This is a genomic window from Streptomyces diversicolor, assembly GCF_057537855.1.
The window spans coordinates 64,533-90,758 of record NZ_BAAJXA010000006.1; the positions used below are offsets into that span (position 1 = coordinate 64,533).

The 26,226-nt window shown below is 72.6% G+C and carries 29 protein-coding genes; 16 read left to right on the forward strand and 13 right to left on the reverse strand.

What is annotated here, in order from left to right:
• Positions 1-57 precede the first annotated feature (57 nt).
• A complete protein-coding gene (locus AC27LF_RS08670) occupies positions 58-831 on the forward strand; it encodes a PaaX family transcriptional regulator C-terminal domain-containing protein (protein WP_479661656.1) in 774 nt (257 codons plus the stop codon).
• A 33-nt stretch (positions 832-864) separates the two neighbouring features.
• Here AC27LF_RS08670 and AC27LF_RS08675 read toward each other — a convergent pair whose 3' ends face one another.
• Complete coding sequence (locus AC27LF_RS08675) at positions 865-1,668, reverse strand: pectate lyase (protein ID WP_479661655.1); 804 nt, start codon at positions 1,666-1,668, stop codon at positions 865-867.
• Between the two features lie 349 nt (positions 1,669-2,017).
• Entirely contained in the window at positions 2,018-3,097 is a 1,080-nt protein-coding gene (locus AC27LF_RS08680; RefSeq protein WP_479661654.1) for an NADH:flavin oxidoreductase/NADH oxidase, read from the reverse strand.
• A 125-nt stretch (positions 3,098-3,222) separates the two neighbouring features.
• Between AC27LF_RS08680 and AC27LF_RS08685 the strand changes: the two genes are divergently transcribed.
• Positions 3,223-3,579 carry an ArsR/SmtB family transcription factor gene (locus tag AC27LF_RS08685; RefSeq protein ID WP_479661653.1) on the forward strand — a complete coding sequence of 119 codons (357 nt, stop codon included), beginning with the start codon at positions 3,223-3,225 and terminating at the stop codon, positions 3,577-3,579.
• Between the two features lie 92 nt (positions 3,580-3,671).
• On the opposite strand, the gene AC27LF_RS08690 is transcribed toward AC27LF_RS08685, so the two are convergent.
• Complete coding sequence (locus tag AC27LF_RS08690; RefSeq protein ID WP_479661652.1) at positions 3,672-5,018, reverse strand: FAD-dependent oxidoreductase; 1,347 nt, start codon at positions 5,016-5,018, stop codon at positions 3,672-3,674.
• 197 nt (positions 5,019-5,215) lie between these two features.
• Here AC27LF_RS08690 and AC27LF_RS08695 point away from each other — a divergent pair, with 197 nt between their 5' ends.
• Positions 5,216-5,674 (forward strand): DUF6214 family protein, encoded by a 459-nt coding sequence (locus tag AC27LF_RS08695; RefSeq protein ID WP_479661664.1) that lies wholly within the window; start codon positions 5,216-5,218, stop codon positions 5,672-5,674.
• A gap of 418 nt (positions 5,675-6,092) precedes the next feature.
• On the opposite strand, the gene AC27LF_RS08700 is transcribed toward AC27LF_RS08695, so the two are convergent.
• Positions 6,093-6,746 carry a DUF305 domain-containing protein gene (locus AC27LF_RS08700; protein WP_479661651.1) on the reverse strand — a complete coding sequence of 218 codons (654 nt, stop codon included), beginning with the start codon at positions 6,744-6,746 and terminating at the stop codon, positions 6,093-6,095.
• Positions 6,747-6,949: 203 nt separating this feature from the next.
• Between AC27LF_RS08700 and AC27LF_RS08705 the strand changes: the two genes are divergently transcribed.
• Positions 6,950-8,455: an LVIVD repeat-containing protein gene (locus tag AC27LF_RS08705; RefSeq protein WP_479661650.1), complete on the forward strand. Its 1,506-nt coding sequence runs from the start codon at positions 6,950-6,952 to the stop codon at positions 8,453-8,455.
• On the opposite strand, the gene AC27LF_RS08710 is transcribed toward AC27LF_RS08705, so the two are convergent.
• Complete coding sequence (locus AC27LF_RS08710) at positions 8,440-9,180, reverse strand: TetR/AcrR family transcriptional regulator (protein ID WP_479661649.1); 741 nt, start codon at positions 9,178-9,180, stop codon at positions 8,440-8,442. The genes AC27LF_RS08705 and AC27LF_RS08710 overlap by 16 nt on opposite strands.
• 275 nt (positions 9,181-9,455) lie before the next feature.
• Between AC27LF_RS08710 and AC27LF_RS08715 the strand changes: the two genes are divergently transcribed.
• Positions 9,456-9,704 (forward strand): DUF2630 family protein, encoded by a 249-nt coding sequence (locus AC27LF_RS08715; protein WP_479661648.1) that lies wholly within the window; start codon positions 9,456-9,458, stop codon positions 9,702-9,704.
• Here AC27LF_RS08715 and AC27LF_RS08720 read toward each other — a convergent pair.
• The 4 genes from AC27LF_RS08720 to AC27LF_RS08735 form a co-directional block, all read right to left on the reverse strand.
• Positions 9,692-10,408, reverse strand: coding sequence for an HAD family hydrolase (locus AC27LF_RS08720; protein ID WP_479661647.1), 717 nt, complete (start codon positions 10,406-10,408; stop codon positions 9,692-9,694). The two genes, AC27LF_RS08715 and AC27LF_RS08720, sit on opposite strands and share 13 nt — an antisense overlap.
• Before the next feature lie 9 nt (positions 10,409-10,417).
• The gene (locus AC27LF_RS08725; RefSeq protein WP_479661646.1) at positions 10,418-11,128 is read right to left on the reverse strand and encodes a phosphatase PAP2 family protein; all 711 of its coding nucleotides are present in this window, start codon (positions 11,126-11,128) and stop codon (positions 10,418-10,420) included.
• A gap of 46 nt (positions 11,129-11,174) precedes the next feature.
• Entirely contained in the window at positions 11,175-12,110 is a 936-nt protein-coding gene (locus AC27LF_RS08730) for a M56 family metallopeptidase (protein ID WP_479661645.1), read from the reverse strand.
• Between the two features lie 106 nt (positions 12,111-12,216).
• A complete protein-coding gene (locus AC27LF_RS08735; RefSeq protein WP_479661644.1) occupies positions 12,217-12,759 on the reverse strand; it encodes a DUF5134 domain-containing protein in 543 nt (180 codons plus the stop codon).
• Between the two features lie 192 nt (positions 12,760-12,951).
• Here AC27LF_RS08735 and AC27LF_RS08740 point away from each other — a divergent pair, with 192 nt between their 5' ends.
• Together AC27LF_RS08740 and AC27LF_RS08745 are read left to right on the forward strand one after the other, a co-directional pair.
• Entirely contained in the window at positions 12,952-14,664 is a 1,713-nt protein-coding gene (locus AC27LF_RS08740; RefSeq protein ID WP_479661643.1) for an FUSC family protein, read from the forward strand.
• Complete coding sequence (locus AC27LF_RS08745) at positions 14,661-15,227, forward strand: MarR family winged helix-turn-helix transcriptional regulator (RefSeq protein ID WP_479661642.1); 567 nt, start codon at positions 14,661-14,663, stop codon at positions 15,225-15,227. Before AC27LF_RS08740 ends, AC27LF_RS08745 begins: the two co-directional genes overlap by 4 nt.
• A gap of 70 nt (positions 15,228-15,297) precedes the next feature.
• Here AC27LF_RS08745 and AC27LF_RS08750 read toward each other — a convergent pair whose 3' ends face one another.
• Positions 15,298-15,690, reverse strand: coding sequence for a VOC family protein (locus AC27LF_RS08750; RefSeq protein WP_479661641.1), 393 nt, complete (start codon positions 15,688-15,690; stop codon positions 15,298-15,300).
• Between the two features lie 270 nt (positions 15,691-15,960).
• Here AC27LF_RS08750 and AC27LF_RS08755 point away from each other — a divergent pair, with 270 nt between their 5' ends.
• Positions 15,961-16,500: a GNAT family N-acetyltransferase gene (locus AC27LF_RS08755; RefSeq protein ID WP_479661640.1), complete on the forward strand. Its 540-nt coding sequence runs from the start codon at positions 15,961-15,963 to the stop codon at positions 16,498-16,500.
• 3 nt (positions 16,501-16,503) lie between these two features.
• On the opposite strand, the gene AC27LF_RS08760 is transcribed toward AC27LF_RS08755, so the two are convergent.
• Complete coding sequence (locus AC27LF_RS08760) at positions 16,504-17,187, reverse strand: glycerophosphodiester phosphodiesterase (protein WP_479661639.1); 684 nt, start codon at positions 17,185-17,187, stop codon at positions 16,504-16,506.
• A 582-nt stretch (positions 17,188-17,769) separates the two neighbouring features.
• Here AC27LF_RS08760 and AC27LF_RS08765 point away from each other — a divergent pair.
• The 5 genes from AC27LF_RS08765 to AC27LF_RS08785 all read left to right on the forward strand — a co-directional run bounded on the left by AC27LF_RS08765 (position 17,770) and on the right by AC27LF_RS08785 (position 22,414).
• Positions 17,770-19,167, forward strand: coding sequence for a DUF6421 family protein (locus tag AC27LF_RS08765; protein ID WP_479661638.1), 1,398 nt, complete (start codon positions 17,770-17,772; stop codon positions 19,165-19,167).
• A 41-nt stretch (positions 19,168-19,208) separates the two neighbouring features.
• Positions 19,209-19,961, forward strand: coding sequence for an SDR family NAD(P)-dependent oxidoreductase (locus AC27LF_RS08770; protein WP_479661663.1), 753 nt, complete (start codon positions 19,209-19,211; stop codon positions 19,959-19,961).
• Entirely contained in the window at positions 19,958-21,031 is a 1,074-nt protein-coding gene (locus tag AC27LF_RS08775) for a threonine aldolase family protein (protein WP_479661637.1), read from the forward strand. The genes AC27LF_RS08770 and AC27LF_RS08775 overlap by 4 nt, the downstream gene beginning before the upstream one ends.
• Positions 21,032-21,117: 86 nt before the next feature.
• On the forward strand, positions 21,118-21,690 hold the full coding sequence (locus AC27LF_RS08780; protein ID WP_479661636.1) for a transglutaminase domain-containing protein: 573 nt from the start codon (positions 21,118-21,120) through the stop codon (positions 21,688-21,690).
• 10 nt (positions 21,691-21,700) lie between these two features.
• Positions 21,701-22,414: a B3/B4 domain-containing protein gene (locus AC27LF_RS08785; RefSeq protein WP_479661635.1), complete on the forward strand. Its 714-nt coding sequence runs from the start codon at positions 21,701-21,703 to the stop codon at positions 22,412-22,414.
• A gap of 244 nt (positions 22,415-22,658) precedes the next feature.
• Here AC27LF_RS08785 and AC27LF_RS08790 read toward each other — a convergent pair whose 3' ends face one another.
• Both AC27LF_RS08790 and AC27LF_RS08795 read right to left on the reverse strand, forming a co-directional pair.
• The gene (locus tag AC27LF_RS08790) at positions 22,659-23,387 is read right to left on the reverse strand and encodes a lysophospholipid acyltransferase family protein (RefSeq protein WP_479661634.1); all 729 of its coding nucleotides are present in this window, start codon (positions 23,385-23,387) and stop codon (positions 22,659-22,661) included.
• Positions 23,388-23,564: 177 nt separating this feature from the next.
• Positions 23,565-23,993 carry a DUF4395 domain-containing protein gene (locus tag AC27LF_RS08795; RefSeq protein WP_479661633.1) on the reverse strand — a complete coding sequence of 143 codons (429 nt, stop codon included), beginning with the start codon at positions 23,991-23,993 and terminating at the stop codon, positions 23,565-23,567.
• A gap of 74 nt (positions 23,994-24,067) precedes the next feature.
• On the opposite strand from AC27LF_RS08795, the gene AC27LF_RS08800 reads away from it, so the two are divergent.
• From AC27LF_RS08800 to AC27LF_RS08810, 3 genes are all read left to right on the forward strand, one after another.
• On the forward strand, positions 24,068-24,481 hold the full coding sequence (locus tag AC27LF_RS08800; protein ID WP_479661662.1) for a TlpA family protein disulfide reductase: 414 nt from the start codon (positions 24,068-24,070) through the stop codon (positions 24,479-24,481).
• A gap of 208 nt (positions 24,482-24,689) precedes the next feature.
• Complete coding sequence (locus AC27LF_RS08805) at positions 24,690-25,199, forward strand: flavin reductase family protein (RefSeq protein ID WP_479661632.1); 510 nt, start codon at positions 24,690-24,692, stop codon at positions 25,197-25,199.
• A gap of 218 nt (positions 25,200-25,417) precedes the next feature.
• Positions 25,418-26,218 (forward strand): electron transfer flavoprotein subunit beta/FixA family protein, encoded by an 801-nt coding sequence (locus AC27LF_RS08810; RefSeq protein ID WP_479661631.1) that lies wholly within the window; start codon positions 25,418-25,420, stop codon positions 26,216-26,218.
• The last annotated feature ends 8 nt before the right edge of the window (positions 26,219-26,226 follow it).

Genomic DNA, 26,226 nt, shown 5'->3' on the forward strand with positions numbered 1-26,226 from the left:
CTCACTCTGCGGCTGTAGCAATATTGCAACAGGAAGTCGCCCGTACAGTACGTGCTCATGCGGATGAACACGCCGGTGCAGCCCGGCGAGCCGGACCTGAGGCCGCTGTCCGCCCGGTCGGTGGTGCTGAGCCTGTTGCTCGGCGCCCATCCGCCGCGGCTGCCGGTCAAGGAGCTCGTGCGGCTGGTCGAGCCCTTCGGGGTGGGCGGCTCCACCCTGCGGGCGGCGCTCAGCCGGATGGTGAGCGCCGGCGACCTGCGGCGCACGGACACCGTCTACGGCCTCAGCGACCGGCTGCTGGCCCGTCAGCGCCGTCAGGACGACGCGCTGCGCCCCGGCACGCGCGCGTGGCACGGCGACTGGGAGATGGTGGTGATCACGGCGACCGGCCGCGGCCCCGCCGAACGCGCCGACCTGCGCGGCCGGTTGACCGCCCTGCGGCTGGCGGAACTGCGTGAGGGCGTATGGCTGCGGCCGGCGAACCTCGACCGCCCGCCGCCGGACGACCTGGAGCGGGTGGCCCAGTACTACACCGCACGACCTCAGCGCCCGCCGCGCGAGCTGGTCGCCCTCCTGTGGCCGCTCGACGCCTGGGCCGCCACCGGCCGCGCCCTGCTCGCCCATGTGGCCCGCGCGGACCGCCCCGCCGACCGCCTCACCGGCTACGCCGCGGTCGTACGCCACCTCCTCACCGACCCCGTGCTGCCGCCCGCCCTGCTGCCCGCCGACTGGCCGGGCGCCGCGCTGCGCACCGCGTACGCGCACTTCCAGCACGAACTGACCTCAGCGGTGAGCGGCCTGGGCGGCGCCGGGGACCGCCACCCGCGGTGACGGCCCCCGGCGCTCTCTCGCGGTCCGGGTGGCTCACCTGTAGGTGATGTCGGACGACGCGTACTTGCAGTAGGTGCCGTCGGCCCCGGAGCCGTTCGTGGACGGTTCGGCGCCCGTGTTGTTCCCGATGTACTTCTGGCAGGGGATGATCTTCTCGCTGGAGTCCCCGACGATGGTGATCCGCTTCAGGGTCGCGCTGTCGCCGTAGTTGGTGTTGATGCCGACGAGCCGGCTCCCCTTGTAGGTCGCCTCGATGGAGTCGATGGTGATCGTCCGCTTGTACTGGGTCCGGCAGTTGCCGCAGGAGCGGACGAAGGTGCCGAAGTTCTGCACCGCGAAGCCCGAGACGTTCAGCGTGCCGGCGCCGTTGAATTGGAACACCTTGTCGCTGGCCTCCTTCGCGCCGCCGCCGGAGACCGTGTACACGTTGGACGACGAGGAGCCGAGGAACGTGGCCGCGTCCTCGCCGACGTCCTCCCACCAGACGTTCTGCAGCGTGCAGCTGCCCAGGCAGTGGATGCCGTCCGCGGCGGGGGAGCCGATGACGACGTTCTTCAGGACGGTGCCGGGGGCCAGTTCGAGGATCGGGTCCTGGTCCTCGTTCTGACCGCCGGTGCCCAGGTCCCCGGTGCCGTACAGGCGCAGCATCCCGTAGTCCTTGGTGCCGGAGACCGAGATGGTGGCGGAGACGCCCTGGCTGCCGCTGGGCGTCGGCCAGGTGGCCGCGCTCGCCGCCGTCCCGTCAGTCATGATCATGCCAAGCGAGAGACCGAGGGCGGCGAGACCGCCCGTCAGGGCGCGCCCGGTGGTCGCGCGTGACCGTGCTCGTAAGGTCATGTCCCGTATGCCTTCTTCCGTGTGGGGGAGTTTGGCCGGCAAGCCGTGTATGTGAACGGCGTGCACCATGTGGAACGCTCTGTGCGGGCAGGTGACCGTATGGGGCCGATGTCGGGTCGCACGGTCACACTGCTGAACGGACCGTAGGGTGCAAGCGCTTTCTAGTCAACGCCTCGCGCGACATCCTTCCGGCCATGCCGGCGGTCGTACGGGAGCGCTCCCATCAAGGCCGTGACCGACCTGCGGCCCGCGACCCGGGCGGCGGGTGCGGGCCGAGCGGCACGTCGGGCACCCATCGCGGCTCGACCCGCGCGGACGGGGCGGGCCGGCGTGGGGCGCACCGCCGTGCTCAGACCGAGCGGTGGTACTGGTCCGGCACCCGCACCGTGGCGCCCAGCTGCCGCGCGGCGTGCCGCGCCCAGGACGGGTTGCGCAGCAGTTCACGGCCCAGCAGCACCGCGTCCGCCTCGTCGTTGGCCACGATCTTCGCCGCCTGCTCGGCGTCGGTGATCAGGCCGACCGCGGCCACCGGCAGCGACGTCTTCGCCTTCACGCGTGCGGCGAAGGGCACCTGGTAGCCGGGACCGGTGGGGATGCGGACGCCGGAGGCGTTGCCGCCGGTGGACACGTCCAGCAGATCGATGCCGTGGGCGTGCAGTTCGCCGGCGAAGCGGACCGTGTCGTCCGCGGTCCAGCCGCCCTCCTCCAGCCAGTCCGTCGCGGAGATGCGGAAGAACAGCGGCTTGTCGTCCGGCCACACCGCGCGCACCGCGTCGACGACTTCGAGGGCGAAGCGGGTCCGGTTCGCGTACGAGCCGCCGTACGCGTCCGTGCGGTGGTTCGAGTGCGGCGAAAGGAACTCGTTGATCAGGTAGCCGTGCGCGCCGTGGATCTCGGCGACCTCGAAGCCCGCGGCGAGCGCGCGCTCGGCCGCCGCCGCGAACTCGTCCACGATCTCCGCGATCTGATCGACCGTCAGCTCATGGGGCACAGGGTGGCCCGCGCCGAAGGGGACCGGGCTCGGGCCGAGCGGCTGCCAGCCGTGCGCCTCGGGTCCGACGGGCGCGCCGCCCTTCCACGGCCGGTCGGTCGAGGACTTCCGGCCGCCGTGCGCGAGCTGGATCCCGGGCACCGTGCCCTGGCCCACGAGGAAGCGCGTGATCCGGCGGAACGCGGCCACCTGGGTGTCGTTCCAGATGCCGAGGTCGTACGGCGAGATCCGGCCCTCGGGCGAGACGGCGGTGGCCTCGGTGAGGATCAGGCCGGTGCCGCCGGTCGCACGCGCCGCGTAGTGCGCGAAGTGCCAGTCGTCCGGCGCGCCCTGCGCGGGGCCCTCCGGCTCGGCGGAGTACTGGCACATCGGCGCCATCCAGACCCGGTTGGCCATGGTGGTTTCGCGCAGGGTGATGGGCTCGAAGAGCGTACTCACGGCGGACTCCAATCGTCGTCACGAGGTCGGTCGTCCTTCGTACGATAGACGTCGTAGTACGGGGAATGTCAAACTACGATGTCTCTCGTACAATGAGGGATCGACGACGACGAAGGTGAGCCGCCGTGACCAGTACCTCCGTGACCAGCCGCGAGCTGGAGCACCCCGGGCGTAACGAGATCCGTCTGGAGGGTGTGCTGCACGCTCTCTCCGATCCGCTGCGGCTGCAGATCGTGCGCGAACTCGCCGCCGTGGGCGACGAGATGACCTGTTCGCAGTTCGATCTGCCGGTCACCAAGTCGACCACCACGCACCACTTCCGGGTGCTGCGCGAGTCGGGGGTGATCCGGCAGGTCTACCGGGGCACGGCCAAGATGAACGGCCTGCGCACGGGCGACCTGGACGATCTCTTCCCGGGGCTGCTCGACAGCCTTCTCGCCGCCGCCGCCCGGCAGGCCGCCCGGCTCGGCGCCGACGCCTGAACCTTCGCGGGCAGGCTGTTTCGTGCGGTTCGGTCCGGTTCCACCGTCCTGATCCAGCCGGGGAACGCCCGGCCATGGACGTCCGGCGGCGGCTAAGGGGCCGCCGTGCGGGCCGCCGCCAGGAGCGAGTCCCAGTCGGCCAGCTTGACCACGCGGCGGCCGAGCCGCGCCCCCAGCGCCGCCTCGGCCCGCTCAATCGCCCGCCAGCCCGCCCACTCGACCGGCTCGATCCCCTCGGCGCGCAGCGCCCGCGCGGGATCACCCGGCACCTCACGGCGCAGCAGCGCGGGCGCGTCCGCGAACAGGGCGGCGACCGTCTCCTTGGCGCACGGACGGTTGGTGCCGATGACCCCCGTCGGGCCGCGCTTGATCCAGCCCGCCACGTACTCACCCGGGCTCGCCACGCCGTCGCGCAGCACCCGGCCCCGCTCGTTCGGCACCGTGCCCTCGTCCGCGTCGAACGGCAGCCCCGCGAGCGGCACCCCGCGATAGCCGACCGACCGCAGCACCAACTGGGCCTCGACGGTCTCGAACCGGCCGGTCCCCGTCACACCGCCACGGCCGTCCGGCGCCGTACGCTCGAAGCGGACCGCGGCCACCCGCCCGCCGTCGCCGAGCAGTTCCACCGGGCGCAGGAAGAAGCGCAGCCCGATCCGGCGCGCCGCGCCGCCGGGCTCCCGTGCCGCCCAGTCGCGCAGCACCTCCAGATTGCGGCGCCGCGGCGCGGGCAGCCCTGACGGGTCGGCGTACGCCGGGTCCATGGCCAGCTCGGCGGGGTCCACGCCGACGTCGGTGCCGGGCAGCCCGCCCAGCTCGCGCAGCTCCTTCGTGGTGAAACGCGCCTGCGAGGGCCCGCGCCTGCCGACCATCACCACCTCGGACACCCGGCTCGCCACCAGCGCGGTCAGCGCGTCCTGCGGCATGTCGGTCGGGCTCAGTTCCGCCGCGGCGCGGACCAGCATCCGTGTGACGTCCACCGCGACATTGCCGACGCCGATGACCACGGCCGACCGGGCGTCTTGCAGGAAGCCGGCGTCGGCGGCGTCCGGGTGCGCGCTGTACCAGGCCACGAACTCGGTGGCCGACCAGCTGCCGGGCAGGTTCTCGCCCGGAATGCCGAGGTGCCGGTCGGCGGCGGCGCCCACGCAGTACACGACCGCGTGGTACAGCCCGCGCAGCCGCGCCACGTCCGGGCCGCCGGGGCCGCCGACCCGGACGCCGCCCAGGAACCGCACCCGGTCCTCCTCCAGGACCGCCCGCAGGTTCTGCTGCAGCGACTTGATCTTCTCGTGGTCCGGGGCCACGCCGTAGCGCACCAGTCCGTACGGGCACGGCAGCCGGTCCAGGACGTCCACGAGCACGTCGGGGTCCTGCTGGACCAGGCTCTGGGCGGTGTAGCACCCGCTCGGCCCGGAACCGACGACGGCGACACGCAACACGGCGGACTCCTAACCCCGAAAGGCGCAGGGGTGCTGGTGGCTCCAGCATCGCACCGCCGGGGGCCCGCTGACAGGGTCCGCCGGGGTGACGGGCGTGCGTGTCTGTTGCCGCCGGGATGTGATCATGCGGTTACTTTGCGTGTGTGCTGGAAGCATCCTTTCTTGATCTTTCCGACCGTTGCCCCGCGGACGGCACGGTGTCGGTGGGACCCGCGTGGGAGGTACGGGAGGACGAGAGCACCGCGTCGTGGTTCACCGTCCGGCTGGCGTTCGCCGACGGCGCCCGGATCGACGTGCTCGCCGTGGTCTGCGAGGGATGCGTCTTCTTCGAGGACGTCCGGGCCAGGCCCGCGCTGTCCCCGGACGACCTGACGGTGCTGGCCGACTGGATCGAGGAGCCGCTGCTGCGGGCGTGCGGCCTCGGCGCGGAGCCGGGCGGCGAGGGCGGGGCGGCGGCCCGGGCCCGCCCGGCCTGGCCGCGCGGCGACGAGGGACGCCGGCAGGTCGCGCGCACCTACCGGACCGCCCAGGAGGAAGGCGCGGACCCGGTCCTCGCGGTGATGTCGGCGACCGGGTACGGGCGGCGCAAGTCGCTCGTCCTGATCGCGCAGGCCCGCGACGCGGGCCTCCTCCCCCCGCGCCACGCACGCCGCTGACCGCGACCCGACGACCGGGCCGATCCGCCCTGCCCGGCGGCCCCGGCCCCGCGCCGCGCGGCGCCAGGCCGACCTGACGCATGGGACCGCCCCAAGCCGGGTGCGGAACGGTCCCGCGTCACGCGCGGCTTCGATCCGGCCTGACGCGTGACGCGGCCCCGCGCGGCGCGCGGCGTCGGCGCGGCGATGTGGCTCCGGCCCCGCAGCATGTGGGTCACCGGCCCGCGTCACGCGCGGCGTCGACCCGGTCACACATGTGGGACGGCCCCATGTGGCGCGCGGGGCCGGTCCCGCGCCACATGGGGCGCCGGCCCGTGTGTCGGGCCCACATCTTGTGGGCACCGAGCCCCCCTCGCGCACGGTATCGGCCCCACGCCGTCGGACCGGCCGAGCGCGCCGCAGGCATTGGTGGACGGCGTCAGCGCATGTCTCGCATGCGGGCGATCTCGCTGGTCTGCTGAGCGACCACGTCGTCGGCCATCTCCTCGATCCGGATGTTGTTGCCCTGCGCCTTGGCATCGGTCGCCATGGTGATCGCGCCCTCGTGATGGGTGATCATCAGCGTCAGGAACAGCTCGTCGAACGCGTTGCCGCGTGCCGCGCGCAGCTTCTTCAGCTGCGCCTCGCTCGCCATCCCCGGCATCGCGGCGTGGTCGTGCCCCTCGGGCCGCTCGTCCTTGCCGTACGACGTCAGCCAGGCCCGCATGGCGGCGATCTCCGGGCCCTGGGCCGCGGCGATCCGCTCGGCCAGCCGCTTGACCCTCGACGACTCGGCACGGTCCGGGACGAGTTCGGTCATCTCCAGGGCCTGGGAGTGATGCCGGATCATCATCCGCGCGTAGTCGACGTCCGCCGAGTTGGGGGAGTCGTCCTCGGCGCGCTGCTCGGCGGCGTCCGCGGCGGACAGGGTGCGGTTCTGCTCGCCCGGCTTTCCCGGCACGATCACCGAAGGCCCGCTCGACGCGGGCGACTTGGCGTCCGAACCGGAGTCGCAGCCGGTGAGCCCGAGCACGGTGAGCGCGGCCAGCGAGGCCGCGGCGACGAACGCTAGGGACGCTCGGCGGTGGGGCACGACGACCTCCTGTGGCAGGCGTGGTGGGTGACTGCTGGCCGGCACGCGGTGAGTGCCGATGACCGTCCTAGCACGCTTCCGCGGCCCACTGATCGAAAAGCTTCATTACGAGTTCGTTGCCCACTGTTGATATGTGCATGATGAAGACGATACTTCGAGGGTGCGTGACCCGTTCCGACGTGAACGGAACCAGGGAGGAAACAGTGATCCTGTTGAACGAAGCCCGAACGCGGCGCAGACACCTGGGTGTCGCCGCCGCGGCCGCGGGGCTCCTCGCGGCGCTGCTGACGGCCCATCCGGCCGTCGCGACCCCCGACCCGGGGGACGGCACGGCCGCGCGGGACGATGTGTCCGCGAGCGCCAGGGCCGAGGTGCGCGACGCCATCGCGAGCGGTGAGATACCCGGCCGGGACGAGGTCGTCCACTCCGCCAACATCGAGCACCTGACCAACATCCCCAAGGACGCGCTCCCGGGGACGAACTCGGACCTCGCCTTCCAGGGCAGGTACGCCTTCGCCGGCAACTACGACGGCTTCCGCGTCTTCGACATCAGCAACCCGAAGGCGCCGAAGACGGTCGCCCAGGTGCTGTGTCCGGGCTCGCAGAACGACGTCTCCGTCTCCGGCAACCTGCTCTTCCTGTCCACCGACTCCTCGCGCAGCGACAGCAGTTGCAACAGCACCACCCAGCCCGCGACCGAGAAGTCCTCGTGGGAGGGCATGAAGGTCTTCGACATCAGCGACAAGAAGAACCCGAAGTACGTCGCCGCCGTCGAGACCGCCTGCGGCTCGCACACCCACTCGCTGGTGCCCGAACGCAAGAACGTCTACATCTACGTCTCCTCGTACTCGCCGAGCGTCACCTACCCCGACTGCCAGCCGCCGCACGACGGCATCTCCGTCATCAAGGTGCCGCGCAGCCACCCGGAGAAGGCGGCGGTCGTCAACTTCCCGGTGCTCTTCCCGGGTGAAGGGCCCGACGGCGGCGGCAACCCGGGCGCGCCCACCAACCCGGGCGTGTCCAAGACCACCGGCTGCCACGACATCACGGTCCTGCCCTCCGAGGACCTGGCGGCCGGCGCCTGCATGGGCGACGGCATCCTGCTGTCGATCAAGGACCCGGAGCACCCGAAGGTCATCGACCAGGTCCAGGACAACGTGAACTTCGCGTTCTGGCACTCGGCGACCTTCAACCAGAAGGCCGACAAGGTGGTGTTCACCGACGAGCTGGGCGGCGGCGGCGCGGCCACCTGCAACGCGGCCATCGGCCCGAACCGCGGCGCGGACGGCATCTACGACATCGTCGGCAAGGGCGACCACCGCAAGCTGGTCTTCCGCAGCTACTACAAGATCCCGCGCCACCAGGCGGACACCGAGAACTGCGTCGCCCACAACGGCTCGCTGATCCCGGTCAAGGGCAGGGACATCATGGTCCAGGCCTGGTACCAGGGCGGCGTCTCCGTCTGGGACTTCACCAACTCCTCGAAGCCGAAGGAGATCGGCTACTTCGAGCGCGGCCCGCTCACCACCGACCAGCTCGTGGTCGGCGGCTCCTGGTCGGCGTACTACTACAACGGCTACATCTACTCGAACGACATCGCCAAGGGCTTCGACGTCCTGAAGCTCAGCGACCGGCGCACGGATCCGGCGGCCCGGATCCGGCTGGACGAACTCAACGTCCAGACGCAGCCGGACTACTTCGACCGCTGAGCCGGATCCGGTAGACCGGGCCGGCCCGATTCCTCGGGCCGGCCCGATTCCTCGGGCCGGCCCGCCGGTTGTGCGCCGGTGGCGAAGAACCGCGACAGATCCGAGGCACACCTGCCGTCCGGCGCCGCCGCGGCGTCCGGTGGAACGCCCATCTCCCAGTCGAGCCGGTAGCGCTCGAACAACTCGGCCCGCAGCACCGGGACCGGCATCGGCACGCCCGGCACCAGCGCCGCGTACACCGCGCCCATCAGCAGCGCACGCAGCATGGGGTAGCCGGCGGTGACGTCATGGGAGCCGTACCGGCTCACGGTGTCGCTCAGCAGCTCCGACAGGCGCCGCTGCTCGGGGCACTGGACGAACCCCTCGGCCTGCAACAGCCCGGCCATGTGCTGGCGCATCAGCACGGGCCGGTCGCGTGCCAGCCCCAGGATCGCGTCGATGGCCCTCGCCAGTCGCTCCCGGCCGTCCTCGGTGTGCGGCTCGCGCTCCAGCGCCTCCTCCAGCGTGCGGTGCATCAACCGGTGCACGGCGGACTGCACGAGCTGGCGCTTGCCGGGGAAGTAGTACGACACCAGTCCACGGGCCGAGCCCGCCCGGTCCGCGATGGCACCGAGGGTCGTCGCCTCGAACCCGTGCTCGCCCACCAGCTCGACCGCGGCCTGTAGAAGCCGCTCGCGCGAACGCCGCCGCAACTCTTCATTGACCGAGGCGCTGCGCGGGGACATGCTGTAACTCCTGCGTTGACTGGCTGCCAGCCAACTATACTCAACGCAGCAGGCCCGGCCGACGCACGGGCCTGTCCAGGGCTGCCGTCCGTCCGGGGCGACGCGGGGGATCGCCTCGGCGGGCGGCACGCACCGTCCGGCACTTCCCGCACGAGCGAGGGCCGCACGCTTTCGGTTGCCGTCTCGCACGGCCGCCTGCTGGTCCCCGCGGTGGGCACGGCCGCCTGCCCGTCTCTACAGTGGGCACGGGCGACGAGCCGAGGAGGCGGGTGGAGATGGAACAGGACCGGCGGATACTGGCCAGGATCACCGAGATGGTCGACGACGAGCGCAAGCTGCGCGCATCGCTCGCGTCCGGCGAGATCGACGGCGCCACGGAGCGGCGGCGGCTCGGCGAACTGGAGCGTGAACTCGACCAGTGCTGGGACCTGCTGCGCCAGCGCCGGGCCAAGTCCGAGTTCGGCGAGAACCCGGACGAGGCGCGGGTGCGGCCGTCGTCCCAGGTCGAGGACTACCGGGGCTGAACCGGCCGGCCGGGCCCGGCCACCAGGTCCAGCACCGGCAGCAGCGCGTCCGGCCGCTCGGCCACCGGCAGATGGTCCACGAAGTGCACCCGGCAGCCCAGCGCCGTCGCGCCGCCGTCCGCGGGCCGGCTGTCGCCGACCATCAGCGCCTTGTCCGGTCGCGTGCCAAGCGCCTCGCAGGCCACGGAGAACAGCCGCGGGTCCGGTTTCTGGACGCCGTGCTCGTACGACAGGACGTACGCGACCACGAACGCGTCCAGGCCGTGCGCGCGGAACACCGGACGCAGGTCCCAGCCGATGTTGCTGACCACGGCGACGGGGACACCGCGCTCCTTGAGCGTGCGCAGCACCTCGGCGGTGTCCGGGTACGGGGACCAGGCGTCCGGGGACATGTGCCGCTCGTACAGCGCGTCGTGCAGGCCGTCATCGGGCAGCGGCACCCGCCGCGACAGGCCCGTGTAGGCCGCCCGGTGCAGCTCGGCGCTCTCGTCGCGGACCGCCCACACCTCGGCCAGGTCCTCGGGCAGCCGCGCCGGGGCCGCGCCGCCCGGCAGCGCACCGGCCGTCTCCAGCGCCCGCGCCGTCTCGGTCAGCTCCGCCTCGGACAGCGTCACGGCCGCCCCGTCGAGGACGGCCCGCAGCCACGACTCGGTGGACTCGACGCGAAAGAGGGTCCCGGAGAAGTCGAACAGCACGGCAGACATGCGGCGATCTTAGCGGTGCGCGGGGTCCGTTCCGCCGCCCCGTCCCAGGCCCCTCGTGTGCACAAGGGCCGCGAGCGCTACAACCAACCCGCCGAGCAGCCAGCCGCCCAGCACGTCCGAGGGCCAGTGCACGCCGAGCCACACCCGGGTCAGCCCGGCGCCGAGCACACAGACCGCGGCCACGGCGACGGCCGTGCGCCACAGGATCCGCCCCGCGCCCAGGCGCCGCAGCAGCCACAGCAGCAGCCCGCAGACCACCGTCGCGGTCATGGCGTGCCCGGACGGGAAGGCCGCGTAGTGCGCCGAGTCCACGGGGTCCGGCCAGACGGGCCGGGGGCGGCCCACGGCGGCCTTCAGGGACTGCTGCAGCGCCGTGCCCAGCGCGCAGGCCACCACCAGCCACAGCGCCGTCCACCAGGCCCTGCGGCGCCACACCAGCCATCCGGCCGCCGCCGCGCACACCAGCCGCATGGTCAGCGGGTCCCAGACCCAGTCCGTCAGGATCCGCGAGACACGGGTGAGGCCGTGCTCCGCGACCGCCCAGCGGTGCGTGGTGCGGGCGATGTCGCCGTCCAGCGCGAGCAGGGGGCGCCACTCGGCCGCGACCAGGGCGAGCAGCACGGCGGAGCAGGCCGCCAGGGCGAGGGCGGCGCGGGTCGTGCGGGCGGCGGCGCGGTGGTCCGGAAGGCGGGGCGGGGACTGTGTGGCGGTTCGGCGCATGGAGTGATCTTCGCGGACGCGGGGCGCGGGACGCGGGCCGACCGGGTCAGCGAAGCGCCTGCAGCCCCGGCACCAGCGTCACCAGCACCGGGACCACCGGCACCAGCGCCGCCGCGGCCGTCAGGCGCAGCCGGCGCATCGCGGTCAGCCGGTCCGGGGGCGACAGCAGCCGGTGCACGCGCTGCGGGACATGGGCCTGTGCGGCGGGGCCGGGCCCGAACACCCCGCGGTCCTCGTTGAGTTCGACAAGCGCCAGCGCGGTGGTGAGCCGGCCGAAGCGACGCGATGCCATGTCGTCGGCGGCCAATTCGACCAGCCGGTGCATCTCGTCGCGGAACGCGGCGAACACCGGCACCTGCGGGAAACCGTCGGCGAGCGCGTCCGAGCAGTGCAGCAGCCAGTCGTGCCGGGCCGTGGCGTGACCCTGCTCATGGGCGAGCACGGCATCCAGCTGCCGTCCCTTCAGACGGCGCAACGCGGCCGTGGTGACGACGAGTTGCGGTGCCGCGCCGGGCAGCCACCAGGCGTCGGGCCGCTCGCCCTCCAGGACGACGAGCCGGCCGCCCACCGGTTCCTCACCGGGCAACAGCGGGGAACGCACGAGGAGTTCGGCCCGTCGCCGGCGCCGCCGCGCCCGGGCCCGCAGCACCTCGCGGACCAGCATGGCGCCGCTCCACAGGCCCGCGCAGGCCAGTGTCACCGCGGTCGCCGCCGCCCAGGGCCCGGCCGCGCCGAGGGCGTAGGCGTCGACGACCGCGCGCGGTGCCGGGGCGAAGACATGCCCGCGGACCGCCTGCCAGGCGGCGGCCGCGCTCAGCGTCATCGACAGGACGCAGCACAGCAGTACGGCCGCCACGACGCACTGCCACACCCACAGGGCGACCACCGGTTCCCGGTCCGGCCAGTCGGCCCGCGCGAGCAGCCGGGGGGCGACGACGGCGGCCAGCGCGCCGAGCAGCAGCAGTGCCGCGGGGACCATCATGGGCAGCAGCCTATGAGCGGCGGGCCGCTCAGGGGTACGGTCCGCCGCCGCAAAGTGACGCAGGCAACGTCCGCGCCCGGTGTCGGGGCCCGCTCGGGGTTCCGGGTCAGAGCGTCAGCAGCATCGCCACCATGCCGATGGCCATCGACAACCGGCAGGCCAGCGCCAGTTCCGGGCGGTCGCCCCAGCCGGGGCCGCCGCCCGCCGCCGCGGCGACCGGGACGAGGCGCACGCCCGACAGCAGCACATAGCCGGTGAAGTAGAGGAGCAGTGGCCCGGTCAGCAGGGGGACCCCGCCGCCGTGCGCGTGGTGGGCGGAGCCGGGGGCGGTGGCCATCACGGCCGCCATGTAGACCATCGCGGCGGCGCCCACGGCATGGTGCAGATGGTGCGGTCGGCCGCGCGCCGCCCACAGGGCGCGCAGTCCGGCCGCGCCGAACACGGCCGCGTACCCGGGCCACGCCCAGGAGGGAGGGGTGAACACCGTGGTGGGTACGGCCATCGCCGCCATGCCGAAGCCCATGAGCGCTTCGCCGCCCGCCGAGCGCCGCTGTTCCGGCACGGCGCTGCGCATCCGCAGCAGGCAGTAGGCGCCGGTGAGCGCGCACAGCGCGACCAGCAGCCAGCCCGGTGAAGCCGGTCCGTGCACACGCGCCTCCCCGTTCCCGGTCCCCGTCCGGCGCTCGCCGCGCCGTCGAGGGTGCGATGCCCCCGGCACGAGGCGCGCACGCAAGCGCAAAGGCGTACACGGGGAGCATTCGGCAGAGCGCAGCAGGTGGGGCGGGGCGGCCTTCGGGAAAGCCATGTGTTTTACGAGTAAAACACATGCTAAGTTGGTGGGATGAGCAGTGCGACCCCCACCCGACTTCCCCTCGCCGGGGTGCTGCGCCTCGGCCGGCCGTCCGACATCTGGTTCAAGCCCGCGCTCAGCGCGGTCGCCGCGGCCGGCCCGCCGAACCTGACCCTGCTCGCGCTCGGCCGCCTCGACCTGGCCATGTACACGATGGCCGGGTCCCTGTGCGCGCTCTACGCCCACAACCGCCCCTACGCCGCCCGCGCCCGTGCCCTGGCCTGGGTGGTGCTCGGCATGACCGGCGGCCTCGCGGTCGCCCTCGTCGCCGCCTCCCTGACCACCGACCCGGTGGTCCTGGTCACCGTCGGGGCGCTGCTGGCCGCCGTGCAGAAGACGCTCTGCGACGCCACCCGCATCGGCCCGCCCGGGAACGTGATCCCGACCTTCATCGGCTCCGCCTCGCTGTTCGCCCCGCAGACCCTCGGCCAGGTACCCGGCCACGTCGCTCTGGCGCTTGCCGCGGGCGCCCTTGCCTGGCTGGTCGGCATGGCACCCGGACTGCTGCGCCCGCACGGCCCCGAGCGGCGCGCCACCGCCCACGCCCTGCACACCGCCGCCGGCTACGCCGCCACCCGCGGCACCGGCGACGGTCATACGGCGGCCAGGGCCGCGGCGGCCGCCGCCGTGCAGAGCGCCTGGCAGTCGCTGCTGTCCACCGCGGCCCGCGCCGACCGCACCCGGCGCGACCTGGAACGCCTCGTCGTCCGCGCCGAGGTCGCGCTCGCCGCACCCGCGGACGCCGACCCGGACCAGCTGCGCGCCTGGGCCCGCGCGCTGCGCGGCACCGGACCCGTGCCGCGGGCCGGTCTGTCGGCGGCGGGCGAAGAGGAACTGCTCGGCGTGGCCGCCGACAGCGCCGCCCCGCAACCCCCGCTGCGCCGCAGGCTCGCCCCGCTCGCCCCGCTCGCCGTCCGCACCGCCCTCGGCTGCGCACTCGCCGGATACGCCTCCCTCGCCCTCGGAGTCGGCCGCCCCTACTGGGCCCTGGTCACCGCGGCCGCCCTCTACCAGGCCAACCTCGCCCTCACCTGGCGGCGCGGCATCCAGCGCGTCGTCGGCAACCTCGTCGGTGTCCTGGTCTTCGCCGCGGTCGTGCCCGTCGCGCACCTGCACCCGCTGGCCCTGGTGCTGTGCTGCCTCGCCTGCGCCTTCGGCGCCGAGGCCCTGATGGGCCGCAACTACTGGCTCGGCAGCGTCTGCGTCACTCCGATGGCGCTGCTCATCACCGAGTTCGCCCGGACCCAGGACTCCGCCGAGCTGATCACCGACCGGGTGCTGGACACCCTCGTCGGCGCCCTCGCCGGATTCGCGGCGGCCGTCGTCGTCACCAACCGCCGCGCCGGCGACCGCGTCGAGGACGCGCTGACGGCCGTCGAGCGGGCCGGGGAACACGCCGCGAGGCTGCTCGCCGAGCCACGGCCTGCGCCCCGCGACCTGGAGACCGCCCGGCGCGCGCTCACCGCCGCCCTCGCCGACCTGCGGGCCAGGGTGGACGCCGCGTCCGGCGAGTGGTGGCAGCGGGCCCTGCCCCAGGAGCGGGTCGTGCTCGCCGAGCGGTCGGGACACCGTACGCTCGCCGCGACGGTACGGCACCGGGAGCCGCACGCCGGGGCCGGCCCGAGCGCCGAGCGGACGGCCGGGCAGCCGGGCGCGGTGCCGCGGACCCGGACGACAGCGACAACGGAGGACGGACGGCCATGACGGCGACCAACGGACGACCCGCGGCCGGGTACGACACGGCGGGCGGCAGGGACGCGGCCGGCGGCGACACGGTCGCCGCGGTCGTCCGGCAGTGGCGGACCGTCCATCCCGACCTGGACACCGGACCCATGGAGGTGATCGGGCGCATCAACCGCTGCGCCGCCCTGCTCCAGCAGGCCGAGGACGCGCCCCTGCGCCGGGCCGGCCTGAGCCGCCCCGAGTTCGACCTGCTCGGCGCGTTGCGCCGCACCGGGCACGAGCTGACCCCGAGCGAGCTGGCCCGGGAGACCTTCTCCTCGGGCGCCGCCGTCACCAAACGCCTCAAGCAGCTGACCGAACGCGGCCTGGTCGAGCGGCGCGGCGACACCCGCGACCGCCGCGTCGCCCATGTCCGCCTCACCGACTCCGGACGGGCCCTGGTCGACGGCATCCTGCCCGAACAGCTCGCCTACGAGACGGCCGTCCTGTCCGTCCTCGCCCCCGAGGGCCAGGGCGAACTGGCCGCACTGCTCGCCGAGTTGCTGAGCCGTCTGGAGGGCCGCATGGGCGCCCTGCGCGCCTGAATCCCCGGTCGCTACAGCCCCGCGCCCCTTCGGGGCGCTGTCGAACCGCAGCGGACTTCAGTGGACCTGCTCAGATCCCCGGCCGGTACCGCAGGGGATGGTCCGCCGGTACCTGGACCAGGACGATGGGGACGCCGTCCGGGTCGGCGATCCACGTCTCGATCAGGCCCCACGGCTCCCGCACCGGCGGGCGGACGATCTCCACGCCCTTCGCGCGCAGCTCCGCGTGCGCCGCCGCCACGTCCTCGACCTGGAGCCACAGTTGCAGCGCCGGGGACGGCGGGGTGTCGGACCGCCCGGACACCTCCAGGAAGCCGCCGCCGAGGAAGTAGACCGTCCCGCGCTCCGGACCCGTGCCGAACTCGCGGTAGACGGCGAGCGCGAGCTGCCGGCCGTAGAAGACCCGGGAACGCTCGGGGTCGGTGGGTCGCAGAAGCGTCCGACTGCTCAGTACATGCACCATGCGCCCGCACCTTAGGCCCTGCCGCGGGCTCCCCGCCCGCGACGCGACGCATACGTGGCAGGCGGGACTGGCGACGCGCGGCGTGGGGGGTGCGGCGACGGGGTCGGACGGACCGCGAGCAGGGTCGATGCCGGGGTCCGGGGCCGCGGTCGGCACACCGGTACCGGGTGGCGGACGCCGCGGGGACCGCCCTCGGGCGGACGACGGGGCCTCGTTGCGGGGTTACCCTCGTGCGAGCCGTGCCGCGCCCCAGATCGGAGACCCCTGCCCATGGACACCGCCGCCACCGGACTCACCTTCCGCGACGCCACCGACGCCGATGTCGACGTACTGGTCCCGCTGATCGAATCGGCGTACCGCGGCGAGGCCAGCAGGGCCGGGTGGACCACCGAGGCGGACATCCTGGACGGTCAGCGCACCGACCCCGAGGGCGTGCTGGAGGTGATCAAGTCGCCCGACAGCAGGCTGCTGACGGTGTGGCGCGAGGGCCGGGCGGTCGCCTGCTGCCAGCTCGAACACCGCGGTGACCACGCCTACTTCGGGATGTTCGCGGTCAGCCCGGAACAGCAGGGAGCGGGCCTTGGCAAACTGGTCCTCGCGGAGGCGGAGCGGCAGGCCCGCGAGACCTGGGCCGTCACGGAGATGCACATGACGGTGATCTCCGTGCGCGAGGACCTGATCGCCTGGTACGAGCGCCGCGGCTACCGCCGTACGGGACGGATGACGCCGTTCCCGTACGGCGACGAGCGCTTCGGCGTCCCGCTCCGCGACGATCTGCGGTTCGAGTTGCTGGTCAAGGAACTCGGCTGACGCTCACGCCGTGAACCGGCCGGTGCGCTTGATCTGCGGGTAGTCCGTCGTCGCGCCGTCCAGTTCCAGGGCCCGCACCAGCCGCAGGTGTTCCTGGGTGTTGACCACCCAGCCGATGATCCTCAGGTCCGCCCTGCGGGCATGCTCCACGACTTCCAGGGTGAGCCGCCGGATGTCGAGGCACACCGTCGCGGCACCGGCGCCGACGGCGCGCGCCACGACGTCCGTGCCGTAACGGCCGGCGATCAGCGCGGTGCGCACGCCGGGCACCAGCCGTGCGATCTCGGTGATCGCCTCGTCGTGGAACGAGGAGACCTCCACCCGGCGGGCCAGGTCCCGCCGGAGCATCACGTCGGCCAGCGCTCGGGCCGCCGCCACGTCCTTGATCTCGGCCTGCAGCGGCGCCTTCACGGCGTCCAGGACCTCCTCGAACACCGGGACGCGCTCGCCCCTGCCCGCGTCGAGCGTGCGCAGCTCGGCGAGGGTCTTCTCGGCGATCGGGCCGGTGCCGTCGGTCGTGCGGTCCACCTCCGCGTCGTGCATGACGACGAGGGCACCGTCCTTGCTCAGGTGCAGATCGAGTTCGATGGCGTCGAGGCCGGCCTGCTGGGCGGCGACGAAGGAACGGAGAGTGTTCTCGGGCTCGACACCCATGACTCCGCGGTGACCGATGGTAAGGAGGTTCAAGGTTCGACTCGCTTTCCGTCGACGGCGGCTCGGCACACGCGCGGACCGGACGGACGTCGTCGTCCACGCGGGCGGAATCGCAGCCTAACCGCCGGGTCTGCCGATGAACCCGCGCGTACACGGGGGATCGGGGCGACGGGCGGCGCGGTTCTCGGCCCGTACCCCCGGGTGGCCGTCACCCTGGCGTGGGCGCGTCCACCACACGGTTGACCCACCGGACCTCCGCACCACGCTTCCGCGCCCCGCCCCGCGCCTCCGCGCCCGTGCACCGTGCGTCCGCACCGCGCCCGTGCGCCGCGCCTCCACTCCGTGTCTCCGTGCCGCGTCCCCGCGCCGCGCCCCCCGCACCACGCCTCCGCGCCCGCGCGCCGCGTGTCCGCGTCACTGCCCCGCGCCGTCGCCTCACCGGCCGCGCGCGGAGCCGCAGCGCGAAGCGGAAGCGGGCGTCCGCACGGTTCAGGGCAGGAAAAATGCCGGTGACGACGAGGTGCCGCAGGATAATTTCCTGATGGTCCTCTTGCTAGGAGAAACCGCGCATGCATACGGTGTCCATACGCGAGCTTCTTTCGTGGAGGATGGGACATGACGGAAATTCTTGTGCAGACGGGTGTGGGGGAGCAGGTTTATGCGGCGCCCAGGGTGGTCGAGCACCCGGCGTGGCCCGTGCTCAAGGATGCCGTGGAGCGGATCCGGCCCTGGCAGTCCAAGGACGGGTCGATCGACTTCGACGCGGAGGGCGCCCCGGACCCGGCCGACGCCGCGGCGGCCGTGCGCGGCGTCATCGGCGCCGTCGAGCAACTGTCCCCGCTGCTGCCGCACGACGCCGCCTACCACCGAGCTCTCGTCCAGGACCTGCGCCGCTGGGCCGACGACGGCTTCCAGGTGCCCGACTTCCTCGACTCGCTGCTGGCCTTCCAGCCCGCCGCACAGCGCGCCGACGGCCTCCAGCACCTGGTCGTCTTCCCGATGTACACGCAGAACGGCAACCCCGACCGCAACCTGGAGGCGGTCGTGCTGCGCATGGTCTGGCCCGACTGGCTGGCCGAACTGGAGCGCACCCGCTACGACAACCCGCTGTTCTGCGGCATCACCTTCGAGGACTTCACCGCGGGCTACGACACCAACTCGGCCGTCCTGTTCCCGGAGACCATCGCCGTGCGCGAGGCGCCGGAACGGTTCTCCTGGGGCGGTATCTTCTGCGACCGGGAGGCCGCCCGCTTCCGTCGCGTGACCGCGGCGGCCGTCGACCTGCTGGGCCTTGAACTGCCCGCGGACATCGCCGCGATGGTGCACGACCAAAAGCGCTGCGAGGAGGCCTTCGTACTGTGGGACATGGTGCACGACCGCACCCACAGCCACGGCGACCTGCCGTTCGACCCGTTCATGATCAAGCAGCGGCAGCCGTTCTGGATGTACGGCCTCGAAGAGCTGCGCTGCGACCTGACCGCCTTCAGGGAGGCCGTGCAGCTCACGGCCGACGGCGTGGCGCAGGCCCGGGACGTGCAGTACGCGGTGCTCTTCGACCGCTTGTTCCGCTTCCCGGTCACCGGCGAGCGCGTGCGCAACTACGACGGTCTCGGCGGCCAGCTCCTCTTCGCCTACCTGCACAAGCACGACGTCGTCCGCTGGACCGACAACAAGCTCTCCATCGACTGGGAACGCGCCCCGCAGGTCACCAACCAGCTGTGCGCCGAGATCGAGAAGCTCTACCGCGACGGCATCGACCGCCCCAAGCTCGTCCACTGGTTCGCCGGCTACGAACTCGTCTCCGCCTACCTCGCCCCGCACCCGGGCTCCAAGTGGGCCAAGGGCCCGGACGCCCTCGACCTGACCCTGCCACCGCGCAAACTCGTGGACGACGTGCTTCCGGACGAGTTTCCGCTGAGCATGTTCTATGAGGCGTTGTCCAAGAAGCTGAAGAACGTGATCGCCTCGACCCGGGGCATCACGGGGGACGGCGCCGAGCGGGTCGCCGCGTGAGCGACCGTACCGTAGAGGCCCGGCAGGCTCAGGAGGCGAAGATGGGGAACGGCAACGGGGCACTGAGCGGCGCGGTCATCGCGGTGGCGGGCGCGGGCGGACCCGCCGGCCGTGCGGCGCTGCGCAGGCTCGCCGAGGCGGGGGCGACGGTCGTCGGAGCGGACAACGACCCGGAGCGGCTTTCGGAGGCCGTGGACGCGGCCCGCTACGCCTCCGGCGGCGCCAGGGTCACCGGCGACACGGTGGACCTGCTCGACCTGCAGTCCACCCGCGACTGGGCCACCCACATCGAGAAGGACTTCGGCCGGGTCGACGGGCTCGTGCACCTCGTCGGCGGCTGGCGCGGCAGCGAGACCTTCACCAAGACCAGCCTCGACGACTGGGACTTCCTCGAACTGCTGCTCATCCGCACCGTGCAGCACACCTCGCTCGCCTTCCACGAGGCGCTGCAGCGCAGCGAGCGCGGCCGGTACGTGCTGATCAGCGCCGCCGGTGCCAGCAGGCCCACCGCGGGCAACGCGGCCTACGCCGCCGCCAAGGCCGCCGCCGAGGCATGGACGCTGGCCATGGCCGACTACTTCCGCAAGACCGGGGGCGCCGAGGGGCCGACGTCGGCGGCTGTCATCCTGGTGGTGAAGGCGCTGGTGCACGAGGCGATGCGGGCCGAACGCCCCAACGCGAAGTTCGCGGGCTTCACGGACGTCGGGGACCTGGCCGAGGCCATCGCCGAGATCTGGCGGAAGCCCGCCGCAGAAGTGAACGGACACCGTCTGTGGCTGACCGAGAAGCCGTGAACCCACCGAGGACCGACGCGCGTCGCCATCACGACCCGCAGGTCCGCGGTTTCGCCAGTGACAACTACGCCGGGGCGCATCCCGAGGTGCTGGCGGCCCTGGCGCTGGCCAACGGCGGTCACCAGGTCGCCTACGGCGAGGACGCCTACACCGAGAACCTTCAGCGGATCGTCCGCAGTCACTTCGGGGCCACGGCGCAGGCATTCCCGGTCTTCAACGGCACCGGCGCGAACGTCGTCGCGCTCCAGGCGGTCACCGACCGCTGGGGCGCGGTGATCTGCGCCGAGAGCGCGCACATCAACGTCGACGAGGGCGGCGCCCCCGAGCGGATGGCGGGACTGAAGCTGCTCACCGTGCCCACGCCGGACGGCAAGCTCACCCCGGAGCTGATCGACCGGCAGGCGTACGGCTGGGAGGACGAGCACCGGGCGATGCCGCAGGCCGTCTCGATCGCCCAGAGCACGGAGCTGGGCACCGTCTACACGCCCGGCGAGATCCGCGCGATCTGCGAGCACGCCCACGCGCACGGCATGACGGTGCACCTGGACGGCTCCCGGCTGGCCAACGCGGCGGCCTCTTTGGACGTGCCCATGCGGACCCTGACCAATGCCGCAGGCGTCGACATCCTCTCCCTGGGCGGGACGAAGAACGGCGCCGTGTTCGGCGAGGCGGTCGTCGTCATCAACCAGGACGCGGTGCGCCGCATGAAGCATGTGCGCAAGATGTCCATGCAGCTCGCCTCCAAGATGCGTTTCGTCTCCGTGCAGTTGGAGGCGCTGTTCGCCAAGGACCTGTGGCTGCGCAACGCGCGGCACGCCAACGAGATGGCGCAGCGGCTCGCCGAGGGTGTGCGCGCGGTGCACGGGGTGGAGATCTGCCATCCGGTGCAGGCCAACGGCGTCTTCGCCCGGCTGCCGCACCAGGTGGGCGAGCGGCTGCAGAAGCGGTTCCGGTTCTACTTCTGGGACGAGGCGGAGGGCGTCGTGCGCTGGATGTGCGCCTTCGACACCACCGAGGAGGACGTGGACGCGTTCGTGGCGGCGCTCAAGGAGGAGATGGCCCGCCAGTAGCGCGGCCCGGATGATCCATGCATAGATATGCGGTCTCCTGAAAAGTCATTGACTCTCGGTTGATCGCATTCCTATGCTCTCGGGGCATGGAGCTGATCCAGAACACGCCCGACCTGTCCGCCTACCTGGCCGCGGACGAGGCGATCGACCATGACCACCCGGTGGTGCGCGAGACGGCCGCCCGGCTGGCCGCGGACGTCCCGGACTCGTATGCCTATGCGCGAGCCGCCTTCGAATTCGTACGCGACACGATTCCGCACTCCCGCGACGCCGGCGATCCGCGGGTCACCTGGCGCGCCTCGGACGTCCTCACGCTGCGCACCGGCATCTGCTACGCGAAGGCGCACGCGCTGGCCGCGCTGCTGCGGGCCGAGGACATCCCCACGGCGCTGTGCTACCAGAAGCTCGACGTGGTGCACGGGCTGGTCGCCGTCCGGTTCAACGGGGCGTGGCACCGGCAGGACCCGCGCGGCAACAAACCCGGCGTCGACGCCCGGTTCTCCCTCGACGGTGAACGGCTGGCCTGGACGCCCGACCCCGAGTCCAATGAGATGGACTATCCGGTCCTGTATGCTGAACCTCACCCGGCCGTGCTGCGTGCCCTGAAGGCCGCGCCCGACCGGGACCACCTCTGGAAAACCCTCCCCACCGCACTCTGAGGCGAGGCAGATGACTCTCACGCTCACCGTGTCCGACGAGGTGCGCGCCCTCGCGCCCGGTTTCAGCCACGTCGCCATCGAGGCGCACGACCTCGTGGGCGGGCCCAGCACCGAGGCGACCTCGGCGCTGCTCGACGACGCGGCCCGCCGGCTCGCCGCCCGCCTGGCCGGGCGCGCCCCGCACGAGGACCCGCACATGGCGGCCTGGCGGGAGGTGTACACGGCGTTCGGCGCCAAGCCGTCCCGCACCCGCAACTCGGCGGAGGCGCTGGCGAGAAGAGCGCTGTCCGAGTCCGGCCTGCCCCGGATCAACCTGCTCGTCGACCTCTACAACGCCGTCAGCGTCGCCCATCTGATCCCCGTGGGCGGCGAGGACGCCGAGCGCATCGAGGGCACCATGCGGCTTGTGCGCGCCACGGGCGAGGAGGACTTCGTGACCGTCGCCGGGGGCGAAGAGGTGGTCGAGCACCCGGACGCGGGCGAGGTGGTGTGGCGCGATGACGCGGGCGTGACCTGCCGCCGCTGGAACTGGCGCCAGGGTCCCCGCACGCGGCTCACCGAGCGGACGGCCTCCGGTGTCTTCCTGCTGGAGGGCCTGGCCCCGATGCCGGCCGCCGCGATCGAGCGGGCCGCCGCCGAACTCGCCGAACTCCTGGAGAAGTTCAGCCCCGGGGCGCGGATCACCCTCGACACGATCCGCTCCGCGTTGCGCTCCGCTGGGTAGGGCGTGGTTTGTTGTCGGTTGGGTGCGGCGTCGTCGTGGCTGGTCGCGCAGTTCCCCGCCTTGCGCTCCGCTGGGTGGGGCGTGGTTTGTTGTCGGTTGGGTGCGGCGTCGTTGTGGTTGGTCGCGCAGTTCCCCGCGTTGCGCTCCGCTGGGAGGGCCGTGGTGGGTAGTCGGGCGGGTGCGGCGTCGTTGTGGCTGGTCGCGCAGTTCCCCGCGCCCCTTCGGGGCGCTGTCGGCCGGAAAGTCAGTGGGCCTCGGCTGCGCGTAGTTGGTCCTGGGTGGGGGCTGTGCCGCCCAGGTGGGCCGGTAGCCACCAGCGGTCGTCGGCGTTTCTCGGGCGGCCCGGGTAGGCGCGCTGTGCGGCCTCCAGCAGATCCTGGACCCGCTCGCGCAGCCGGCGCGTGATCGCGCCCGCGTACTGGTCGCGGGGCGCCTCGATCCGCTCGCCGACCCGGACGGTGACCGGCAGATGGCTGCGCCTGAAGTTGCGCGGGTGGCCCTTGGTCCACAGTCGCTGGGTGCCCCACACGGCCATCGGGACCAGCGGGACGCCCGCCTCCTGGGCGAGACGCGCGGCACCCGACTTGAAGCCCTTCAGGGTGAAGGACTGCGAGATCGTGGCCTCCGGGAACACCCCGACGACCTCGCCGGACCGCAGGGAGTCCAGCGCGTGCGCGTACGCCGCCTCGCCCTGTCCGCGGTCCACCGGGATGTGCTTCATCCCGCGCATCAGCGGCCCGGAGACCTTGTGCCGGAAGACGGACTCCTTCGCCATGAAGCGCACGAGCCGCTTCTGCGGCAGGGCCGCAAGCCCGTTGAAGATGAAGTCCAGATAGCTGATGTGATTGCTCACCAGCACGGCGCCGCCCGAGCGAGGGATGTTCTCCGAACCCTTGCAGTCGATCTTGAGGTCCCAGACCTTGAACATCGTCTTGGCGAAACCGATGACGGGACGGTAGACCAGCTCTGCCATGGGCGGGACGAACCCTTCCTGCTCTGCCAGGGAAAGGCGCTCCCGGCGGACAAGTTACGCAGCCGTAGGTTTACGGCGTCTCGCAGATCGTGCCCGAAGAACGAACGGGGAGCCAGCCCTGGTGCCCCGACGCGGCGAGATTCTCGTCACGTCGGCGGAGCGGTCGGACTCGGCTTTTCACGCCCCCCTGCGCTCCGCGCGTACGCCGATGCGCCGCAGCAGCAGAAACAGCTCGCATCCCAGGCAGTAGCCGAACACCGCGTTCAGGAAGGCGGCGGCGAGCGCCGCGCCGGTGGCCAGGAGCCCCAGCCAGATCGGGCCCAGCGCGTACCCGACGAGGCCGAGCCCGGCGAAGACGAGCCCCACCGCCTGGGCGAACCGCGGCGGTTCGGGCGCCTCGAACGCGGTCGGCGGCCCGATCCGCGGGCGGACGGCCCGGCGGAACAGCAGGCCGTACGGCGACCTGCCCACCCCGCCCGCCGCGCCCAGCGCGAACGCCAGCGTCTGCCAGGCCAGCAGCCAGGCGCTGCCGGTGATCAGCACGACGGCCAGCACGACCGTCGTCAGGGCCGCCCCGAAGCGCGGCCCCCTCACGTCGATGTCCATGGATCAAGCATTCCGCAGCCCGCACAGGTACGGGAGCCGGGAATCTTTGCAGTCTCGTGAACGCTGCCCAAGAGATGACCGGAGTGATGGTGTGCGCGGCGGTGCTCGCGGCGGCGAGCCTCTACGGAGTGCTGCACAGGCGGCGGAGCGGGAGAGTGCGGATGCGTGGACGGGACGAGGGGAAGCGACTCGGGGCGGCCGAGTTGGGCGGCGAGTTCGGCGAACGGGCGACGCTCGTGCAGTTCTCCAGCGCCTTCTGCGCGCCCTGCCGTGCGACCCGGCGCGTCCTCGGCGAGGTGGCCGACATGGTTCCCGGCGTGGTCCACCTGGAGATAGACGCGGAGTCCCGTCTGGACCTCGTACGGGAACTCGGCATCGTCAAGACCCCCACCGTGCTCGTCCTCGACGCGGAGGGCCGTGTGGTGCGGCGGGCCGCCGGGCAGCCGCGCAAGGCCGACGTCATCGCGGCGCTGGGAGAGGCGGTGTGACGGCCGTGCCGGTGACGGTGAGACATCTCCCATGCGCCCGGACGTTCTTGACTGCGCGTACCATCCATCGTCACTCTGACCGCATGGGCATGGAACTCCTTCTCTTCGGACGCGCGCACGTCGACCTGGCGCGCACCGCGAGCGCGCGCTGTCCGGGCTGGTGAGCAGCCGCCGACCCGCTCGTCCCCTTCCCGAGAAGGACAACTCCATGACGGCCACGCCCGACCTCGGCACCGCCCGGCTCGCCTCACCCGACCTGCTGCGCTCCGCCTTCCGGCGGCATGCCGCGGGGGTCGCGGTCATCACCGCCCGGGGCGCCGGCGGTCCGGTCGGCTTCACCGCCACCTCGCTGACCTCCGTGTCGGCCGAGCCCCCGCTGCTCTCCTTCGGCATCGGCACCGGTGCCTCCAGCTGGCCTGCGATATCCGAGACCGGCCATGTCGGCGTCCACATACTCGGTGAGCACCAGCACGAGCTGGCCGCGACCTTCGCCCGCAGCGGCGCCGACCGGTTCGGCCCGGCCACCGCCTGGCGTGAGGGTCCCGAGGGCGTGCCGGTGCTCGGCGGAGTGCTCGCCTGGCTCGTCTGCCGGGTCGTGGGGCGGGTGCCCGCCGGTGATCACCGCATCGTGCTCGCCCAGGTCGAGCGGGGCGACGCCGCAGGGGCGGGCCGCCCCCTCCTGTACCACCAGGGCGGCTTCAACGCGCTCAGGGACTGACCGCTCCGCGCTCCTTGGGCGAAGGCGTCCGGGCCCGGTTACGCTGCGTTGCGAAGGTCACAGTTCAAAGCGCTTGCTCAGTGGGAACGAACTGAGTGTACTGACGAGTAATATCTGGTGGGGAGCGCGCGGACGCCCCGACCGGGATCGGCCGCTTCAGGCGCCTATGCTGCCTGCAAGAGGCAGCCCAGAACAGTCGATGCAGTAGGAGAGCCGGCGTGAGCTTGAGGATCGTTGTCACTGTGAAGTACGTGCCTGACGCCACGGGCGACCGGCACTTCGCCGATGACCTGACCGTCGACCGGGACGACGTGGACGGTCTGCTCTCCGAACTGGACGAGTACGCGGTCGAGCAGGCGCTGCAGATCTCCGAAGGCCGGCGGGAGCAGGGGGACGATGACGTAGAGGTCACCGTGTTGACGGTGGGCCCCGAGGACGCCAAGGACGCGCTGCGCAAGGCGCTGTCGATGGGCGCGGACAAGGCGGTCCATGTCGAGGACGACGACCTGCACGGCACCGACGCCATCGGCACCTCCCTGGTGCTGGCGAAGGCGATCGAGAAGGCCGGCTACGACCTGGTGATCTCCGGTATGGCCTCCACCGACGGCACGGGCGGCATCGTCCCGGCGCTGCTCGCCGAGCGCCTGGGCGTCCCGCAGGTCACCCTGCTGTCCGAGGTGTCGGTCGAGGACGGCACGGTCAGGGGCCGGCGGGACGGGGACACCGCCTCGGAGCAGCTGGAGGCCCGGCTTCCGGCGGTCGTCTCGGTCACCGACCAGTCGGGCGAGGCCCGATACCCCTCCTTCAAGGGGATCATGGCCGCGAAGAAGAAGCCGGTCGAGTCCTGGGACCTGTCCGATCTGGAGATCGACGCCGGGGAGGTCGGTCTGGCGGGTGCCTGGACGGCGGTCGACTCCGTGGCCGAGCGTCCGGCCCGCACCGCGGGCACGATCGTCAAGGACGAGGGCGAGGGCGGCAAGCAGCTCGCCGAGTTCCTGGCGGGCCAGAAGTTCATCTGAGCCCGCGT

Coding starts and splice junctions, on each gene's coding strand:
- AC27LF_RS08670 (WP_479661656.1), top strand. CDS start 58: ATGCGGATGAACACGCCGGTGCAGCCCGGCGAGCCGGACCTGAGGCCG.
- AC27LF_RS08675 (WP_479661655.1), bottom strand. CDS start 1,668: ATGACCTTACGAGCACGGTCACGCGCGACCACCGGGCGCGCCCTGACG.
- AC27LF_RS08710 (WP_479661649.1), bottom strand. CDS start 9,180: ATGTCCCCGCGCAGCGCCTCGGTCAATGAAGAGTTGCGGCGGCGTTCG.
- AC27LF_RS08715 (WP_479661648.1), top strand. CDS start 9,456: ATGGAACAGGACCGGCGGATACTGGCCAGGATCACCGAGATGGTCGAC.
- AC27LF_RS08720 (WP_479661647.1), bottom strand. CDS start 10,408: ATGTCTGCCGTGCTGTTCGACTTCTCCGGGACCCTCTTTCGCGTCGAG.
- AC27LF_RS08725 (WP_479661646.1), bottom strand. CDS start 11,128: ATGCGCCGAACCGCCACACAGTCCCCGCCCCGCCTTCCGGACCACCGC.
- AC27LF_RS08730 (WP_479661645.1), bottom strand. CDS start 12,110: ATGATGGTCCCCGCGGCACTGCTGCTGCTCGGCGCGCTGGCCGCCGTC.
- AC27LF_RS08740 (WP_479661643.1), top strand. CDS start 12,952: ATGAGCAGTGCGACCCCCACCCGACTTCCCCTCGCCGGGGTGCTGCGC.
- AC27LF_RS08745 (WP_479661642.1), top strand. CDS start 14,661: ATGACGGCGACCAACGGACGACCCGCGGCCGGGTACGACACGGCGGGC.
- AC27LF_RS08750 (WP_479661641.1), bottom strand. CDS start 15,690: ATGGTGCATGTACTGAGCAGTCGGACGCTTCTGCGACCCACCGACCCC.
- AC27LF_RS08755 (WP_479661640.1), top strand. CDS start 15,961: ATGGACACCGCCGCCACCGGACTCACCTTCCGCGACGCCACCGACGCC.
- AC27LF_RS08765 (WP_479661638.1), top strand. CDS start 17,770: ATGACGGAAATTCTTGTGCAGACGGGTGTGGGGGAGCAGGTTTATGCG.
- AC27LF_RS08770 (WP_479661663.1), top strand. CDS start 19,209: ATGGGGAACGGCAACGGGGCACTGAGCGGCGCGGTCATCGCGGTGGCG.
- AC27LF_RS08780 (WP_479661636.1), top strand. CDS start 21,118: ATGGAGCTGATCCAGAACACGCCCGACCTGTCCGCCTACCTGGCCGCG.
- AC27LF_RS08785 (WP_479661635.1), top strand. CDS start 21,701: ATGACTCTCACGCTCACCGTGTCCGACGAGGTGCGCGCCCTCGCGCCC.
- AC27LF_RS08790 (WP_479661634.1), bottom strand. CDS start 23,387: ATGGCAGAGCTGGTCTACCGTCCCGTCATCGGTTTCGCCAAGACGATG.
- AC27LF_RS08795 (WP_479661633.1), bottom strand. CDS start 23,993: ATGGACATCGACGTGAGGGGGCCGCGCTTCGGGGCGGCCCTGACGACG.
- AC27LF_RS08800 (WP_479661662.1), top strand. CDS start 24,068: ATGACCGGAGTGATGGTGTGCGCGGCGGTGCTCGCGGCGGCGAGCCTC.
- AC27LF_RS08805 (WP_479661632.1), top strand. CDS start 24,690: ATGACGGCCACGCCCGACCTCGGCACCGCCCGGCTCGCCTCACCCGAC.